This is a genomic window from Parasynechococcus marenigrum WH 8102, assembly GCF_000195975.1.
GTDB lineage: Bacteria > Cyanobacteriota > Cyanobacteriia > PCC-6307 > Cyanobiaceae > Parasynechococcus > Parasynechococcus marisnigri.
This window is the reverse complement of the sequence record NC_005070.1, coordinates 787,009-803,769: the sequence shown is the minus strand read 5'-3', so window position 1 is coordinate 803,769 and position 16,761 is coordinate 787,009. Positions and strand designations below refer to the sequence as shown.

Here is a 16,761-nt window from a genome sequence, read left to right as displayed (position 1 = left end):
GGGCCCACAGCACCCGCGTGAGAGGCTGTCAAGGTTTGGCCTGAAGCGACTGCCCATGCCTCGGAGGACCGATCTGCGGCGCATCCTTCTGCTGGGCTCCGGTCCGATCGTGATCGGACAAGCCTGTGAATTCGACTATTCCGGAACCCAGGCCTGCAAAGCATTGCGGTCTGAGGGGTACGAGGTGATCCTCGTGAACTCCAATCCGGCTTCAATCATGACCGATCCGGAGATGGCGGATCGGACCTACATCGAACCACTGACGCCTGATGTCGTCACCCGTGTGATCGAACGGGAGCGTCCGGATGCACTGCTGCCAACCATGGGCGGGCAGACCGCTCTGAACCTTGCCGTCACCCTGGCGGAAAACGGCACCCTGGAGCGTTACGGGGTTGAGCTGATCGGAGCCGATCTCCAGGCCATCCAGAAGGCGGAGGACCGTCTGCTGTTCAAGCAGGCGATGGAACGCATCGGAGTGCAGGTCTGCCCATCCGGCATCGCCTCCACCCTGGAAGAAGCTGAAGCTGTGGGAGCCGCCATCGGCAGCTTCCCGAGAATCATCCGACCGGCCTTCACCCTGGGGGGTAGTGGAGGAGGGATCGCATACAACCCTGAGGAGTACGCCGCCATCTGCAAAAGCGGTCTGGAAGCCAGTCCGGTCTCCCAGATCCTGATCGAACAGTCCTTGCTGGGTTGGAAGGAATTTGAACTCGAGGTGATGCGCGATCAGGCGGACAACGTCGTGATCCTCTGCAGCATCGAAAACCTGGATCCGATGGGCGTCCATACGGGCGACTCCATCACGGTGGCTCCGGCACAGACGCTGACGGATCGGGAGTACCAGCGACTGCGGGACCAATCGATCGCGATCATCCGCGAAATCGGCGTTGCCACCGGAGGCAGCAACATCCAGTTCGCCATCAACCCCGACAACGGCGATGTGGTGGTGATCGAAATGAATCCAAGGGTGAGCCGGTCCTCGGCCTTGGCCAGCAAAGCCACCGGATTCCCGATCGCCAAAATCGCCGCTCGGTTGGCCATCGGCTTCACGCTTGACGAGATCCTCAACGACATCACCGGTAAGACACCGGCCTGTTTTGAGCCCACCATTGATTACGTGGTCACCAAGATTCCACGGTTCGCTTTTGAAAAATTCAGGGGCAGCCCGGCGGTGCTCACCACATCGATGAAGTCGGTGGGAGAAGCGATGGCCATCGGCCGCAGCTTCGAGGAATCCTTCCAGAAAGCGATGCGTTCCCTGGAAACCGGTTATTCCGGATGGGGTGGGGACAGACCGGAACCGGAGCTCAGTGAAGCCGATATCGATCGCCTGCTGCGCACCCCGTCACCGGAGCGGATTCTCTGCGTCCGCAGCGCCATGCTGCGTGGCCGTAGCGATGCTGAGATTCACCGGATCAGCAGCATTGATCCCTGGTTCCTGGCCAAGCTGCGAAGCATCGTCGACGCTGAGCAACAGCTGTTGCGCGGTCGGCAGCTGGGCGACCTTTCCGCTCCGAAGTTGCTCGAACTCAAGCAACTCGGCTTTTCGGATCGCCAGATCGCCTGGCAGACCGATAGCGATGAATTGAGTGTGCGGCGTCATCGCCATGACCACGGGATCCGAGCCGTGTTCAAGACCGTTGACACCTGTGCGGCTGAATTCGCATCCACCACGCCATATCACTACTCGACCTACGAGCGCTCGATCCAACAGCTGAACAGCGACGGAAGCCTCACAACGCTGTCCCCAGCCAGCGAAGTGAGTAATAGCAGCAGCGGGCGCAAGGTGATGATCCTTGGGGGCGGGCCCAACCGAATTGGCCAGGGGATCGAATTCGACTACTGCTGCTGCCATGCCTCCTTCGCCGCTCAGGACGCAGGCATCACATCGGTGATGGTGAACAGCAACCCGGAGACCGTCTCGACGGACTACGACACCAGCGACAGCCTTTATTTCGAACCCCTCACCCTCGAGGATGTCCTCAATGTGATCGAGGTCGAGCAACCGGACGGCGTGGTGGTCCAGTTCGGGGGGCAGACCCCATTGAAACTGGCGATTCCCCTGCTGAACTGGCTCAACTCCGAGGAAGGTCGCGCCACAGGGACCCAGATCTGGGGCACGTCTCCGGAGTCGATCGACCGTGCTGAAGATCGCGAGCAGTTCGAAGCGATCCTGAGCCAACTGGAGATTCGCCAGCCCCGGCATGGCCTGGCCCGCAGTGAGACGGAAGCCCGGGATGTGGCGACCCGCGTGGGCTATCCGGTGGTGGTCCGCCCGTCCTATGTGCTGGGTGGTCGCGCCATGGAGGTGGTCTTCGACGAACAGGAGCTGAATCGCTACATGCTGGAGGCGGTTCAGGTGGAACCCGACCATCCGGTGCTGATCGACCAGTACCTGGAAAATGCGGTTGAGGTGGACGTCGATGCGCTCTGCGACCACGAAGGCAACGTGGTCATCGGCGGCCTGATGGAACACATCGAACCGGCGGGCATCCATTCCGGTGATTCCGCCTGCTGCCTTCCCGCCGTCTCTCTTGGAGAGGGAGCCCTCGGCACGATCCGTGAGTGGAGCCGCGGCCTGGCCCTCGCGTTGAAGGTGCAGGGGCTGATCAACCTCCAGTTCGCCGTTCAACGGAACGCCGAGGGTGAGGAAGTCGTTTACATCATCGAGGCCAATCCGCGGGCGTCCCGCACGGTGCCGTTCGTGGCCAAGGCCACCGGTCAGCCCCTGGCTCGCATCGCGACCCGTCTGATGGCTGGCGAAACGCTGCAACAGGTGGGATTGACGACAGAACCTCAACCACCACTGCAAACGATCAAGGAAGCCGTGCTGCCGTTCAGACGCTTCCCAGGTGCAGACACGGTGCTAGGCCCGGAAATGCGCTCCACCGGTGAGGTGATGGGGTCTGCCGACAGTTTCGGGATGGCCTACGCCAAGGCTGAACTGGGCGCCGGCGAAGCACTCCCCACCACCGGCACGGTGTTCCTGTCGACCCATAACCGTGACAAGCCCGCTCTGGTTCCTGTGGCCGAACGACTTGCCAAATTGGGCTTCGATCTGATCGCCACCTCAGGCACCGCTGATGTTCTGACCAAGGCGGGGCTGACGGTGAACGCTGTGCTGAAGGTGCATGAGGGTCGCCCCAACATCGAGGACATGATCCGGTCCAATCAGGTGCAGCTGGTGATTAACACCCCCATCGGCCGCCAGGCTGCCCATGACGACAAGTACCTGCGCCGGGCAGCCCTGGACTATGCCGTTCCCACTGTCACCACCCTGGCTGGTGCCCGCGCTGCGGTGGAGGCCATCGCCACACTTCAGAGCCAGCCCACCCTCAGCATCAATGCTCTGCAGGACGTCCATGGCACCCGGCGGTGATCGGTAGGGTTGCAGCAGCAGAACCACCGCCGTGACCGCCTCCGCCCCCGTCAAACCCGGCAGCGATCTTCGCGATCAGTTCCGGCGTGCCTACGAAAACCGTTACACCTGGGATCCTGGCTTTTCCGGCTACCGCGGCCGCTGCATCTGGCAGCAAGGGGAACAACAGGTTGAAGGCCGCTTTGAAGTGGGCGCAGACCTTAAAACCAAGGTGGAGGGCATCGACGATGCAGATGTTTTGAAAGCGGTTCAGTCCCAGCTCTGGGAGGTGGCCATCCACCGCGTCCGCCGCAGCTTCGAACAGACCCATGGCGAGAACCAGTTCACCGCTGGCGATACCGATGCCGTTGGAACCGAGGTGCTGGTCAGTGGCAAAGGCGAAGGAGACCGCTACCGCATCAAGGATGACGTCGTGACCATGGTGCATCGTCATATTCACGGAACGGTCGTGACGATCTTCACGACCGAGGTCACCAACACCAGCACCGGCTATCTCAGCCACACGTACACCAGCCAATACGCCGACCCGGCCACGGGTGAGGCGAAGGGTGGACGCAGCAGCTTCAAGGACACCTTCACCCCTCTCTCCGGAGATGGTCCGTGGGTGTTGACAGAGCGCGTTATCGACACCGAAGCCCATGGCGAGACAGCAGCTGGATCCCAGACATTCCGCTTCGACGATCTGCAAGCCCTTTGATTGGATTGCCGCAGCTGATCAGCTGTGACACCATCTCGACAACCGTGGGTTAAGGGATGGGTGGTCTCGAAACAGCGATCCGGGCCATCAACGATCCGATCAACGGTCTGGTGTGGGGTTGGCCCACCGTCAGTCTGATTGCCCTGACTGGCATGGTTCTGATGTTCGGCCTGCGGCTGATGCCGTTGCGACGGCTGGGCTACGGCATCGCGATGATGTTGCGCCCTGCTCATCAGGAAACGGACGGGGAGATCACACCGTTTCAGGCGCTGATGACCTCCCTTTCGGCAACGATTGGCACAGGCAACATCGCCGGTGTGGCGGGTGCCATCGCCGTTGGTGGCCCCGGTGCGGTGTTCTGGATGTGGATCATCGCCCTGTTCGGTATCGCCACCAAATACGCCGAAGCGGTGCTGGCGGTTCGCTTCCGCACCACCGATGCCAACGGACAACATGTTGGTGGCCCGATGTATTACATCCTCAACGGCCTTGGCAGCCGCTGGGCCTGGATGGCTGTGCTGTTTGCCCTGTTCGGCATGTTGGCTGGCTTCGGCATCGGCAATGGTGTCCAGGCCTTTGAAGTGTCTTCGGCGCTGAGCCTGATCGGCGTGCCCAAGTTGGTGACCGGCATTGCGCTGGGGGCCATGGTGTTTGCCGTTGTCATCGGGGGGATCCAGCGCATCGCCCAGGCCGCTTCCGCCATCGTTCCCCTGATGTCCGTTCTGTATGTCGGGGCCTGTCTTCTCGTACTGCTGCTGAATGCTGGCGCCGTGCCTGAAGCCTTCTCCACGATCGTCGGCAATGCATTCACCGGAGAGGCTGCCGTCGGTGGAGCCCTTGGTCAGGTCATTCTGATGGGTTTCAAGCGCGGGATCTTCTCCAATGAAGCGGGCCTGGGAAGCGCACCGATGGCTCATGCTGCAGCCAAAACCACCGATCCGGTGCGGCAGGGAACCGTGGCCATGCTCGGCACCTTCATTGACACCCTGATCATCTGCACAATGACCGCCTTGGTGATCATCACCACCAAGGCCCATGAACTAATGAATGGAGCGGGAGAACGACTCAGCGGCGCTGATCTCTCCATCGCTGCTTTCAACGCAGGCTTGCCTGGCAGTGGAACTGTCGTGACGGTTGGACTGGTGGTGTTTGCTTTCACCACCATCCTTGGATGGAGTTTCTATGGAGAACGTTGCACGACATTCCTGTTCGGCGAACAAGCCGTATTGCCCTTTCGTCTTGTCTGGGTTGCCGTCGTGGTAATTGGAGCCGTTGCTGGCGATCGCGGCGTGGTGTGGTCAATCGCCGACACCCTGAACGGCCTGATGGCGTTGCCGAATTTGGTAGCTCTGCTGTTGCTTTCAGGAACAGTCATCAAACTAACCAGTAACTACCGCTTCGATCGTTGAAGCGGTAGTTACTGGTATCTGCATTTTTAAACCGAAGGTCGATCAACCTTCACCCTCTGGGAGAGGAGTTACGTCCTCGAGTTTTTCATTGAGCTGCATAGCAAGACTTTGGCGACCAACTGCCAGAACCTTGAGTGTGTCTTCGTGCATACGCAACTGAGCGTCAGCGACCTGCATTCCACGCACTAGCTCCTTGAGTTCATCGGGAAGGGTGTTCAGGTCATAACGCTTACCCTCGAACGTCAGGACAGGGCTGTCGTTTTGGACTGAGCTGCTCATAACCGCTGAAGTGTTGGATCCGCGCAGCAAGGCTAGCCCTGATTTTCGCCCTCGTCACTTGATTGGTTCTGCTTGTTCTCCTCAGAATTAACTGGGGGTTTCGGCGGCTTTGGACGCTTGAAGAAAAACATCTGCAGAGGGCCTACTTCACTGATCTCAAAGAGCTCCCACGCTTCGCGACCCATGGCATTCAAAAAATCCTGGAGCTGCTCCGCTGGATGGCGCGGTTGTTGCGGTTGTCCGGGGTTTTTGTACATCCCAGGAAACTCTTTCCGAATAAAGTCCGGACTTAATGACCCTTGCAACTTCTTGCTTGCCACCTCTGGATTCGCCTGCTTCGGGAGATCCGCCTGTTTAACTGAATTCATATTGATATGAATAACCTTGTATTCCCACTGACGAACTATGGACATCTTCTCCCCATCATTTGAGGACTTCGAGATTTTTTGATCAGGGACGGATTCTGTCAAGTGACCTCAACTCCGCGAATGATTTGGCGTTCACAAAGATCACGATAACGGCCATAGGCGTTCATGAGCTCTGCATGGGATCCCAACTCGACGATCCGCCCATGCTCCAGGACAACGATCTTGTCAGCCTCCTGAACCGTGGCAAGGCGATGGGCAATCACAATCACCGTGCGATCCGCCATGGCCCGATTGAGGCCTAGTTGCACAGCCGCCTCCGCCTCAGCATCCAGTGCACTTGTTGCTTCATCCAGGAGCAAGATTGCAGGATCGCCCAGGACCGCTCGGGCAATCGCAATGCGCTGCAGCTGGCCTCCGGAGAGATTGCTTCCACGCTCCTCCAACTTCGTGTTGTAGCCATCAGGAAGCGCCTGAATAAAATCATCGGCGTTGGCCAGCCGGGCAGCACTGACCATCTGTTCATGGGTGGCACGACGTCCAAAGCGAATGGCTTCAGCGATCGATCCGGAGAAAACAGTTGTTCGCTGGGGAACCAGAGCCACCCGTTGACGCAGCTCCCGGGATCGCATGGAGCTGATGTCAACACCATCAAGCAAAATACTTCCCTGTTGTGCAGTGTTGAAACGCAACAGCAAGGAGAACAGGGTGCTTTTACCAGCACCGGAAGGCCCCACAACCGCCAGCACTGAACCAGCCGGCACCTGAAGGTCTAGACGATCAAGAACAGTCTGACCCTTAACGTAGTGGAAACTCAGTGACTCAAGGCTTAGGGCGCCTTTTACGTCCCCAAGCGATACGGAGTCAGCCGGATCGCTGGGCTCAAGTGGCTCCTGCTCAATTTCGCGCAAGCGCCGCAAAGAGGCCTGGCCCTGCTGAAACTCATTGAAGTTGTTCGTGACATGAGCGATTGGATCGATCAGCACGATCAAACCGGTGAGATAGCTGCTGAGACCGGGGATCGTCAGATCTCCGCTTTCAATCCTCCAGGCAGCTAGCCCAAGAACAGCAAATAAACCGATCACCTCAATGATCCCCACCACAGGGTGCTGCAAAGCCACCAGCAAGTAGGTGCGCTGACGAGCTTGACGGTGCTGGGAGATTTCCTGTTCGAAGCGATCCTGCAACCAGGGTTCCGCCGCAAAGGCTCGCACCAGAGGCAAGCCCTCGATCGCCTCACCGAGAAGCCCTGCCAGCTCGCTTACCTTTTTCTGACTCCGCTCGGTAGCCCGCATCACCTGCGCACCGAAAAGGCTGATCAACCAAACGATCACCGGCGCCAGCAAAAGGATGGCAATGGTGAGCTTCCAGTCAAGCCAGAGCATGGTCCCCAGCACCACCAGGAGTTGCAGCACGCTGGGGACGGTGTCGTGGATCGTCTTGTAGAGCACCTCACTGACGCGATCAGCATCCTCTGTTAAGCGGTAGGTCAGATCGCCCGCTGAGAGCTTTTCCAAAGCACCGAGCTCAACACGTTGAAGAGTGCTGAACAGTTCTCTGCGCAGACGCTGACTCACGAGCAACGCTGGCTCCGCCAGCAGCGAGTCCTGGCCGAACTGAGCCAGCTTTTGAACAGCAAAGATCAGCACTGCCTGGGCAATCAACTGCAGGACGCGGCTGAGGTCCTTTGAGCCGAGCGCAGGGAACAACTCTCCCGCCAGACTGACCAAAACTGGAAAGCTGCCGACATAAACCACCATGCACAGACCACCCGTCATCAGCTGACGGAGGTGTGGTCGCAACAGCGGAAGGAGGCGCCGGAAGCCGGCCTTGGATGCGTTGAGCATGGCGGCACAGTATCAATGCCTTGTTGTTCGTTTCCTGCAGATGAAGCTGGATCAGTACCTCAAGTGGAAGGGCTGGGTCTTCACCGGCGGAGAAGCCAAACAGCGGATCCAGATGGGAGACGTCCGGGTCAACGGTGCGGTGGAGACCCGTCGTGGCCGGCAGCTCGTGGCAGGGGATCACGTTGTGCTCGACAACGAGGAGTCCGTGGTTGAACAGGATTCTTCGTCTACGCCGTAAGTTGGCCCGCAGATCAGTCAAGGATTGAAGGCGTGCGTAGACCGGTGATTGCTGGCAACTGGAAGATGCACATGACCTGTGCCCAGGCCAGGGATTACATGGCAGCATTCCTTCCGCAAATTGAACGTGCCCCCCAGGACCGCGAGATCGTCCTGGCTCCGCCCTTCACTGCGCTCTCCACCATGGCGGCAGCAGCTGAACACTCCGTTGTGGGACTCGCCAGTCAGAACGTCCATTGGCAGGACCATGGTGCATTCACAGCCGAAATTTCGGCCGAGATGCTGTTAGAGCACGGCGTTGCATACACAATCGTTGGGCACAGCGAGCCCCGCAAATACTTCAGCGAAAGTGATGAGCAGATCAACCACAGGGCCCGCTGCTCCCAGGCCAAGGGGTTGATCCCCATCGTCTGTGTTGGAGAAAGTGATGAGCAGCGCGAACGGGGTGAAGCGGAGCGGGTGATCCGCCGACAGATCGAGCAGGGACTTGAAGGGTTGGACGCCAACAAACTTGTTGTGGCCTATGAACCGATCTGGGCCATCGGCACGGGTAAAACCTGCGAAGCAGCCGAAGCCAACAGGATCTGCGGACTGATCCGAAGCTGGGTGGGAGCCACCGATCTGATCATTCAGTACGGCGGATCCGTGAAGCCCACCAACATCGATGAACTCATGGCCATGAGTGATATCGACGGCGTCTTGGTCGGTGGTGCATCGCTCAAACCCGACAGTTTCGCCCGGATTGCCAACTACCAGGCCATTTGATGTGAGTCACCACTGGCCTGAAGGCTGGCTGCAACGCACCGCCGTGATGGGGGTGATCAACATCACACCAGACTCCTTCAGTGATGGCGGTCGTTTCATCAAGGTTGAGGCGGCAGTCCAGGAAGCGAAACGGCAATTGCAACAAGGGGCTGATGTCCTGGATCTCGGGGCCCAGAGCACTCGTCCCGGTGCCATAGAGGTGGGTGCTGAGGAGGAATGCCGACGCTTGCTGCCGGTGCTTGCCGCCGTGCGCAAGCAATGGCCTGAGGTGGTGATCTCGGTGGACACCTTCCTGGCACCCGTGGCGACGGCAGCGCTGGAAGCCGGCGCCAGCTGGATCAACGATGTGAGCGGAGGCCGGAGGGATCCAGAGCTGCTGCGGGTGGTGGCCGATGCCGGCTGCCCGGTGGTGCTGATGCACAGCCGCGGCAACAGTCAAACGATGGACGACCTCACCGACTACAGCGATCTGATTCAGGAGGTGAAGAGTGGACTCCTGGAACGGACGGATTCGGCGGTCACCGCTGGGGTCAGGGAGGATCAGATCATCTGGGATCCCGGCCTCGGCTTCGCCAAAACCCATGAGCAGAATCTGAAATTGCTGAAGGATCTTGAGCAGCTCACCTGTGGACCCAGACCACTTCTCATTGGACCGTCACGCAAACGATTCATCGGAGCGGTATTGGATGAACCCAGACCTAAGGCGCGCCTATGGGGAACAGCGGCGGTGGCCTGTCGTTGCGCCCAGGCCGGTGTTGCACTGGTGAGGGTTCACGACGTTGGTCCGATCGCGCAGACTTTGCGAATGGCGTCAGCCCTCTGGTGACCAGCACAATCTTCGTTCAGATCGCTGCTTATCGAGACCCGGATCTCGCCGCAACACTCAACAATCTGCTCGAGCAGGCCGCTTATCCCGAGCGACTGAAATTCGGCATTTGCCTGCAATTGGATGCATCAGATCCCCTGAGCTGGGGCGAGCAATCCTTCCCTGATCACGCCCATCTGCAGATCAAGGATGTTGCCGCAGCAGACAGTCGTGGTGCTTGCTGGGCACGCAGCCAGGCTCAAGGGTTCTACAACGGTGAGGACTTTCTGCTGCAGATTGACAGCCACATGCGTGCTGTCCAGGACTGGGATGATTTCTTGTTGCAAACGTGGAGGGATTGCAACGACACAGAAGCTGTCTTGAGCGTGTATCCCAATGGCTTCCAGCAACCATGCCAACTGCAGACCAGCACCTTGCCGGTGATGGCGGCCAAGGCCTTTGACAACTACGGCATCCTCAAATTTCAAGGCATCAGCCGATATCGAATGCCGGAACAACAACCCGAGAAACCACTGCCGAATGCGTTTGTGGCCGGTGGGTTTCTGTTCGGCCCCGGAGAAATTGTTGAGAATGTTCCCTATGACCCGGAACTCTATTTCTACGGCGAAGAAATCTCCATGTCGGCCAGACTGTGGACCCACGGATACAATCTCTACTGCCCAAATCGATTGCTGCTGTTTCACTTATACAAAAGTTCTAGTGGAGATGGCGATACATCTGCCACTCACTGGAGCGATCACCAAGACTGGTTTCAACTGAACCGACGATCACTGGTTCGGGTTCACAAGCTGTTGGGCAGCCTATCGATTGCTCCTGCCAATCTAAACCCAACCCCGGAGGACATCGAAAGTTTGGATGATTATGGACTTGGAACAAGTCGTCGTCTCAGCGACTACGAACGAATGGCAGGGATTTCATTTCAATCCCAAACCATCAATCAGGATGCTTCAGCTGGCCGATTTCCAGCCAACTGAAGCAGAGAGATCAGTCAGTAACGACGCCTTCAATGCGATCCTCAACCTCTTGGTACAGCTCCTGGAGTTGTTCGATGTTCTCATCGGACGTCTCCCAATAGCCACGGCCATGAACCTCCAGCAGAGTTCCAACGATCTGACGGAAGCTGTTGGGATTCAGTTCCAGGAGGCGTTTGCGCATCTCCGGATCATTGATGAAGGTGTCATTGGCTTCCTCGTACACGAAGTTGTCCACGGCACCACTGGTGGCACTCCAGCCAAGGGTGAAGTTGAGGCGCTTTGCCACTTCACGCACACCTTCATAACCAGAGTCGAGCATGCCCTCGTACCACTTGGGATTCAGCAACTTGGTGCGTGAATCCAGGCGAATCGTTTCACTCAGCGAACGAACCTGCGCGTTGGCCGTCGTGGTGTCAGCGATGTAGCTGGTGGGAGCTTTGCCGTCATCCCGCAGGCCGGCGATCAGTTTGGTGGGGTCGGAGTCAAAGTAGTGACTGACATCCGTGAGGGAGATCTCCGCGGAGTCGAGGTTCTGGAAGGTGACATCCGCCGTCTTCATCACGTTCTCGAACACCTCACGCTTCTGGTTCATCTCACCAGGGTTATCAGCATTGAAGGCAAAGGTCTTGCGGGAGAGATACATCTCCTGAAGCTCGCCCTCTTCCTCCCAGGTGCTGTTCTCCACCGCCAGGTTCACGTTGGAGCTGTAGCTGCCGCTGGCATTGGAGAACACGCGGCAGGCGGCATCCCGAAGGGAGGTGCCCTCTTTCTCTGCCTGCTCCAGAGCGTGCTTGCGCACGAAATTCAGCTCGAGGGGCTCATCCGCCTCGGCCGCCATTTTCACGGCCTGATCAATCAAAGCCATCTGGTTGATGAACAGATCACGGAATACACCGGAGCAGTTCACCACCACATCCACCCGGGGGCGACCCAGCTCTTCCAGGGGAATCAGCTCAAGCTTGTTCACCCGACCCACGGAATCAGGCATCGGCTTGACACCGACGAACCAAAGGATCTGAGCCAGGGATTCGCCGTAAGTCTTGATGTTGTCCGTGCCCCAGAGCACGCAGGCAATCGTTTCGGGCCAGGTGCCCTGCTCCTCGCGCTGACGCTCAATCAACTTGTCAACAACACTCTTCGCTGCGGCGACAGCAGCCCTGGTCGGAATGGCCTGGGGGTCCAGGGCGTGAATGTTCTTGCCGCTGGGCAGGACGCCAGGATTACGGATCGGATCACCACCGGGCCCCGGGAGGATGTAGTCACCGTCAAGAGCCTTGAGCAGACTCTCCATTTCCATATCGGCACACACCTGCTCCAAACAGAAGCGCAGATAGGCAAACAGTTTGTCGAGTTCAGTGGCATCAATCTGGACAAAACCAGCCCCGCAACAGGCCCGCAGCCAGGGAGAAGGGAGCTTGAGTCCGAACTTCGCCAGCAGGTCGTAGAACCAACCGAAGCTGTTTCGCATGCTGACGCGACCATCAAGGCCGGTCAGGGAGCGAACCATGGCGCCGATGGCGGCCCTGGATGTCTCCGTGATCGTGCGGTTCAGCTCCACATCGGCGAGCACACCGTAGTCATTGCCTTTGTAGATGTCTTCAATGGAACGACCCATGGCCTCAGCCAACAGGCCGGGAAGTGAGCGCAGGCCATCTTCTTCGCGCTCAAGAGCAGCGATGTTCACAAGGGTGGCAACAGCTTCTTCAGCTGTTGGTGGTTTGCCGATGGTGTGCAGACCGCAAGGAAGCAGTCGACTTTCGATCTCCATCAACTGGCGGTAAACGGCACCCACCAGGGCATCACGTCCGTCTAGTTCAAGGGTCGAAGCATCATCCTCAGGAAGATCGACGTCCTTATCGAGATTGCACTGACGTGCCGTCTCGATGATCGTGTTGACAATCTGAATGCCGCGGCCACCTTCGCGCAGCTGCTGGTAGGAGCCCACCAGCTCACCCAGTTCCTTCAAACCTCGATAGAGGCCTGCGTTTTCGGCCGGAGGGGTGAGGTAGCTGATGGTTGAGGCATAACCACGCCGCTTGGCAATGGTGGCCTCGGAGGGGTTGTTGGCGGCGTAGTAATAGAGGTTGGGCAGTGCACCGATCAGTGAATCGGGATAGCAGGTTTCGCTCATCCCCATCTGCTTACCGGGCATGAACTCGAGGGAGCCGTGAGTGCCGAAGTGCAGCACCGCGTCAGCCTTCCAGATCTTCTGCAAATAGGTGTAGTAAGCGGCAAAACCGTGGTGGGGGCTTGCACTACGGGAATAGAGCAGGCGCATTGGGTCGCCTTCGTAGCCGAAGGTGGGTTGAACGCCAACAAAGACGTTGCCGAAATGGCGACCAAACACCAGCAGGTTCTGGCCATCGCTGTTGAGGTTGCCGGGGGGCTTGCCCCAGTTCTCTTCCAGTCGTTCGGAGTAAGGCGTCAGGCGCTCGTACTCCTCCACGCTCATACGGTGTGCGATCGAGAGCTCGGGGGCTCCCTGCATGGCATCGGCGTCGTTGATGACAGCCTCGAGCAAAGCTCTTGGTGTGGAGGGCAGACCTTGAACGTCGTAGCCCTTGGCCTTCATCTCCTCCATCACCCGATGGATGGAGCCGAAAACATCGAGGTAAGCCGCTGTGCCGACATTGCCTTTGTCCGGCGGGAAGCTGAACACGGTGATCGCCAGCTTCTTGTCGATGCGGGGCTTGATCCGCAGGGACGACCAGCGGATGGCGCGCTCTGCGATGGCATCCACTCGGTCCTGCAGGGTGTGTGCCTTACCTGTGGCGTCATCACGGCCTGAGAGCACGATGGGTTCGATCGCACCATCGAGCTCAGGGATGGCGATCTGAAGTGCAACCTGAACTGGGTGCAGACCCAGGTCGCTGTCTTCCCATTCCTGGGTGGTCTGAAAGACAAGAGGCAAAGCCACCATGTAAGGGCGGTTGAGCTTCTTCAGCGACTCGATCGCCTTGGGATGATCCTGTCGGGCCGGGCCACCCACCAGTGCAAAGCCCGTCAGGGAAACGATGCCATCCACCAGAGGCTGCTCAGGGTTGAGCGGGTCGTAGAAGAAGGCGTTGACGGGCTTGGAGAAGTCCAGGCCGCCGCAGAAGATCGGAATCACGCGGGCACCGCGGAATTCCAGCTCCTGAATTGTGGCCACGTAATGGGCGTCATCACCGGTGACGATGTGGCTGCGCTGCAGCACTAAACCGATCACCGGACCTTTGCGGGCTTCTTCGGAGAGATCGGTGCGGCTGGCGGTCCAGTTGAGGTACTCCTTGAGGTCCTCAAACATCATGGGAGCCAAGGGGTGCCAGATCCCCAGATCCGGGAACACTTCAGGCTCGGCAACCTCCATCGCTGGACGCTCCTCGCCTTCTGCAGGAGGGAAGACGTACTTGTCCGCCAGCATCAGCAGGAAGTTCTTCAGGTTGTCTGGCGTTCCCCCGAGCCAGTACTGGAAGCTGAGCATGAAACTGCGGGCATCCTGCGCCTTCTCAACCGGCAGGTACTTGAGAACAGTCGGAAGCGTGTTCAGAAGCTTGAGCATGGCGTCCTGGAAACCAGCACCACCGGCCTCCTTCCGCTTTTTCATGAAACCGGCGATCGCGCTCTTGCTCTGGCCCAACTGAGCCATGGAAAAGCTGCCGAGCTTGTTCAGACGCATCACCTCCGGCATGGAGGGGAACACAACTGCCGCTTTGAGCCGGTCGCGATGGGGTGCAACGGCATCCACCACCTTCTGTGCCAGATCTTCGATGAAGATCAACGAGGCGACGAACACATCCGCCTGTGCCACGTCCTCACAGAAACCGGCGTAGTTCTCCTCGTCACGGAGCTCTTCGATCAAATAGCCGCTCAGCTCGATTCCAAGTTCACTGCCGGACGCATTGAGAGCTGTTGCCGCCTGAGTCAGCGCGTTCTGGTACTGGGGCTCAAGCACCACATAAACCGCCTTCATCACGGACTTGTGGCTCTGTCCCTCTACAGGAGCAACGCGGCGATCGGCGGAGCGGACCTGTGTGAACATCTGCGCGTCTTGAGCAATGTGAAGAACCTTACGGCGAGTCGCCGCTTGGACGCGAAGATTCGCGATCGGGAGTTACACGAGTCGCCCCATAGGCTTTGGGGACACGCAGCACGTCGATGACCCCATCCATACCCGTCGTGGTGGCCGGTGCCCTTGGTCGCATGGGTGCCGAAGTGATCAAGGCAGTGGTGGGATCTGCGGATTGCATGCTGGTGGGGGCCATCGACAACACCCCCGGCAAAGAGGGGAGTGACATCGGCCTTGAACTGGGACTGGGCGAGCTGGAGGTTGCGGTGACAGCCGATTTCGAAGGCTGCCTCTGCGCCGTGAGCCAGTCGGTGCGGGATGCGGAAGCCGGGGCGGTGCTGGTGGATTTCACCCATCCGTCGGTCGTCTATGAGCACACCCGGGCAGCAATCGCCTACGGCGTACATCCAGTGATTGGCACCACAGGGCTCTCCCCGGAGCAATTAAGTGATCTTTGTCAGTTCGCTGCCAAGGCCTCCATCGGAGGCGCCGTGATTCCAAATTTTTCCGTCGGCATGGTCCTGTTGCAGCAGGCCGCTGCAGCAGCAGCACGCTTTTACGACCACGCTGAGCTCACCGAACTGCATCACAACTGCAAGGCGGATGCCCCCAGTGGCACCTGCATCAAAACCGCCGAACTGATGGAGGAGCTCGGCAAGAGCTTCAACCCTGCCGAAGTGGATGAGCATGAATCGCTGGCAGGCTCCCGAGGTGGTCGTCGTGAGAGCGGGCTTCGGCTCCATTCCCTGCGCTTACCGGGCCTAGTGGCCCATCAGGAAGTGATGTTCGGTGCACCGGGCGAGACTTACACGCTGCGCCACGACACGATTGATCGTTCCGCCTATATGCCGGGTGTCCTTCTCACCGTGCGCAAGGTGCGTTCACTGCAAACGTTGGTCTACGGCCTTGAACGGCTGATCTGAACGCTGCGATCCATGCTCATCCCCCTCAAACCCGGAGAGCTGCAGCGCCTGATTCCGGCAGTGGCCACCGGCAATCAGTTCCGCGCCTCCCTTGGAACACCACAACAGGTGCTGCAGCGATTGATGATCGCCGCCATCGGCGGTGTAATCACATTTTTAATTTACAACCAGGCTCAGCTCGGCAGCCGCTGGGGACCTGTCTGGCTGGTGATCAGCGTGGTGTTCTTTCTGTACGTGCTGTGGGGCCCCATCGTTGAGGCTGGCCAGCGCAACGCCACCCTGCGCCGCTATCCAGCGGCAGCCCTGTTCGAAGGTGAAGTGGGAGACGTCACCACCCGAGAACGTGTTGAAGGTCGCCACGAACAGGCTGACAGTCGCGGGCAATTGGAGCTGGTGGAGAACAGGCGGACCTGGGTGCTGCTGGAGCTTGAGGATGAGGACGGCTACCTGGGTCGCTTGGCATTTCCCATGGAGAAACGGCACCAGTCGATTCGACGGGGAACGGTGATTCGCTGTCTGGTGCTCAGTGACCGCAAGGACTTTTCCCGCATTGGCAGCTTCAGCGATGCCTGGATGCCCGGGTTGCGGATGTGGGCCGGCGAATACCCCTTTTTGCTGCGACCCGCTTTTGAGGAGCTGTGCCAGCGACGCTTGAGCCGAAGGGGCTGAATCGGAGCAACCAGGGAACATTTCTTAAACCTGGTTTACACTCCGTAGCAATTCGCTTGACATCGTCATGGCTCAGACTCCTTCCACCGATGCTCCTGTGATCCGCGGCGCCACAGTGACCACCGAAGACGGCGGCCGCTTGAACGCCTTCGCCTCCGAGCCCCGCATGCAGGTGGTGGAAGCTGAGCAGGGTTGGGGTTTCCACGAACGGGCTGAAAAACTGAATGGCCGCATGGCCATGCTCGGCTTCATCGCCCTGCTCGCCACTGAGATCGCCCTCGGTGGCGAAGCCTTCACCCACGGTTTGCTGGGTCTGGGCTGAGGCTCACAGCTCACCGCCTGA

Annotated in this window: 14 protein-coding genes; 10 read left to right on the top strand and 4 right to left on the bottom strand. The window is 58.9% G+C overall.

All coding sequences use genetic code 11. From position 1 onward, the window contains the following. Positions 1-55 precede the first annotated feature (55 nt). From carB to TX72_RS04075, 3 genes are read left to right on the top strand one after another with little or no spacing between them, the layout of a single operon-like run. A complete protein-coding gene (gene carB / locus TX72_RS04085) occupies positions 56-3,379 on the top strand; it encodes a carbamoyl-phosphate synthase large subunit (RefSeq protein WP_011127695.1) in 3,324 nt (1,107 codons plus the stop codon). Between the two features lie 31 nt (positions 3,380-3,410). Beyond that, on the top strand, positions 3,411-4,076 hold the full coding sequence (locus tag TX72_RS04080; RefSeq protein WP_011127694.1) for a DUF3386 domain-containing protein: 666 nt from the start codon (positions 3,411-3,413) through the stop codon (positions 4,074-4,076). A gap of 56 nt (positions 4,077-4,132) precedes the next feature. Next, on the top strand, positions 4,133-5,485 hold the full coding sequence (locus TX72_RS04075) for an alanine/glycine:cation symporter family protein (RefSeq protein ID WP_011127693.1): 1,353 nt from the start codon (positions 4,133-4,135) through the stop codon (positions 5,483-5,485). Between the two features lie 42 nt (positions 5,486-5,527). Here the strand turns inward: TX72_RS04075 and TX72_RS04070 are convergent, their stop codons facing one another. From TX72_RS04070 to TX72_RS04060, 3 genes are read right to left on the bottom strand one after another with little or no spacing between them, the layout of a single operon-like run. Continuing rightward, on the bottom strand, positions 5,528-5,764 hold the full coding sequence (locus TX72_RS04070; protein ID WP_148228852.1) for a DUF6447 family protein: 237 nt from the start codon (positions 5,762-5,764) through the stop codon (positions 5,528-5,530). Between the two features lie 32 nt (positions 5,765-5,796). Further along, positions 5,797-6,234, bottom strand: a complete 438-nt coding sequence (locus TX72_RS04065; protein WP_011127691.1) for a hypothetical protein — start codon at positions 6,232-6,234, stop codon at positions 5,797-5,799. Further along, on the bottom strand, positions 6,231-7,976 hold the full coding sequence (locus TX72_RS04060) for an ABC transporter ATP-binding protein (RefSeq protein WP_042503196.1): 1,746 nt from the start codon (positions 7,974-7,976) through the stop codon (positions 6,231-6,233). Before TX72_RS04060 ends, TX72_RS04065 begins: the two co-directional genes overlap by 4 nt. On the opposite strand from TX72_RS04060, the gene TX72_RS04055 reads away from it, so the two are divergent. From TX72_RS04055 to TX72_RS04040, 4 genes are read left to right on the top strand one after another with little or no spacing between them, the layout of a single operon-like run. After that, a complete protein-coding gene (locus TX72_RS04055) occupies positions 7,975-8,214 on the top strand; it encodes an RNA-binding S4 domain-containing protein (RefSeq protein ID WP_011127689.1) in 240 nt (79 codons plus the stop codon). The genes TX72_RS04060 and TX72_RS04055 overlap by 2 nt on opposite strands. A gap of 32 nt (positions 8,215-8,246) precedes the next feature. After that, positions 8,247-8,978 carry a triose-phosphate isomerase gene (gene tpiA, locus TX72_RS04050; RefSeq protein WP_011127688.1) on the top strand — a complete coding sequence of 244 codons (732 nt, stop codon included), beginning with the start codon at positions 8,247-8,249 and terminating at the stop codon, positions 8,976-8,978. Next, positions 8,896-9,804 carry a dihydropteroate synthase gene (gene folP / locus TX72_RS04045; protein ID WP_011127687.1) on the top strand — a complete coding sequence of 303 codons (909 nt, stop codon included), beginning with the start codon at positions 8,896-8,898 and terminating at the stop codon, positions 9,802-9,804. Before tpiA ends, folP begins: the two co-directional genes overlap by 83 nt. Next, entirely contained in the window at positions 9,801-10,778 is a 978-nt protein-coding gene (locus tag TX72_RS04040; protein ID WP_011127686.1) for a GlcNAc-transferase family protein, read from the top strand. The genes folP and TX72_RS04040 overlap by 4 nt, the downstream gene beginning before the upstream one ends. 10 nt (positions 10,779-10,788) lie before the next feature. On the opposite strand, the gene TX72_RS04035 is transcribed toward TX72_RS04040, so the two are convergent. Further along, positions 10,789-14,799: a magnesium chelatase subunit H gene (locus TX72_RS04035; RefSeq protein WP_011127685.1), complete on the bottom strand. Its 4,011-nt coding sequence runs from the start codon at positions 14,797-14,799 to the stop codon at positions 10,789-10,791. A gap of 116 nt (positions 14,800-14,915) precedes the next feature. Here TX72_RS04035 and dapB point away from each other — a divergent pair, with 116 nt between their 5' ends. The 3 genes from dapB to TX72_RS04020 all read left to right on the top strand — a co-directional run bounded on the left by dapB (position 14,916) and on the right by TX72_RS04020 (position 16,740). Next, the gene (gene dapB, locus TX72_RS04030; protein ID WP_011127684.1) at positions 14,916-15,749 is read left to right on the top strand and encodes a 4-hydroxy-tetrahydrodipicolinate reductase; all 834 of its coding nucleotides are present in this window, start codon (positions 14,916-14,918) and stop codon (positions 15,747-15,749) included. A gap of 12 nt (positions 15,750-15,761) precedes the next feature. Beyond that, on the top strand, positions 15,762-16,418 hold the full coding sequence (locus TX72_RS04025) for a DUF8619 family protein (protein WP_011127683.1): 657 nt from the start codon (positions 15,762-15,764) through the stop codon (positions 16,416-16,418). 67 nt (positions 16,419-16,485) lie between these two features. Then, a complete protein-coding gene (locus TX72_RS04020; protein ID WP_011127682.1) occupies positions 16,486-16,740 on the top strand; it encodes a CAB/ELIP/HLIP family chlorophyll-binding protein in 255 nt (84 codons plus the stop codon). Positions 16,741-16,761 lie beyond the last annotated feature (21 nt).

Bases quoted from the DNA above. Each gene is read 5' to 3' on its own strand.
- carB (WP_011127695.1), top strand. From the start codon at position 56: ATGCCTCGGAGGACCGATCTGCGGCGCATCCTTCTGCTGGGCTCCGGT.
- TX72_RS04075 (WP_011127693.1), top strand. From the start codon at position 4,133: ATGGGTGGTCTCGAAACAGCGATCCGGGCCATCAACGATCCGATCAAC.
- TX72_RS04070 (WP_148228852.1), bottom strand. From the start codon at position 5,764: ATGAGCAGCTCAGTCCAAAACGACAGCCCTGTCCTGACGTTCGAGGGT.
- TX72_RS04055 (WP_011127689.1), top strand. From the start codon at position 7,975: ATGGCGGCACAGTATCAATGCCTTGTTGTTCGTTTCCTGCAGATGAAG.
- TX72_RS04060 (WP_042503196.1), bottom strand. From the start codon at position 7,976: ATGCTCAACGCATCCAAGGCCGGCTTCCGGCGCCTCCTTCCGCTGTTG.
- TX72_RS04035 (WP_011127685.1), bottom strand. From the start codon at position 14,799: ATGTTCACACAGGTCCGCTCCGCCGATCGCCGCGTTGCTCCTGTAGAG.
- dapB (WP_011127684.1), top strand. From the start codon at position 14,916: ATGACCCCATCCATACCCGTCGTGGTGGCCGGTGCCCTTGGTCGCATG.
- TX72_RS04025 (WP_011127683.1), top strand. From the start codon at position 15,762: ATGCTCATCCCCCTCAAACCCGGAGAGCTGCAGCGCCTGATTCCGGCA.
- TX72_RS04020 (WP_011127682.1), top strand. From the start codon at position 16,486: ATGGCTCAGACTCCTTCCACCGATGCTCCTGTGATCCGCGGCGCCACA.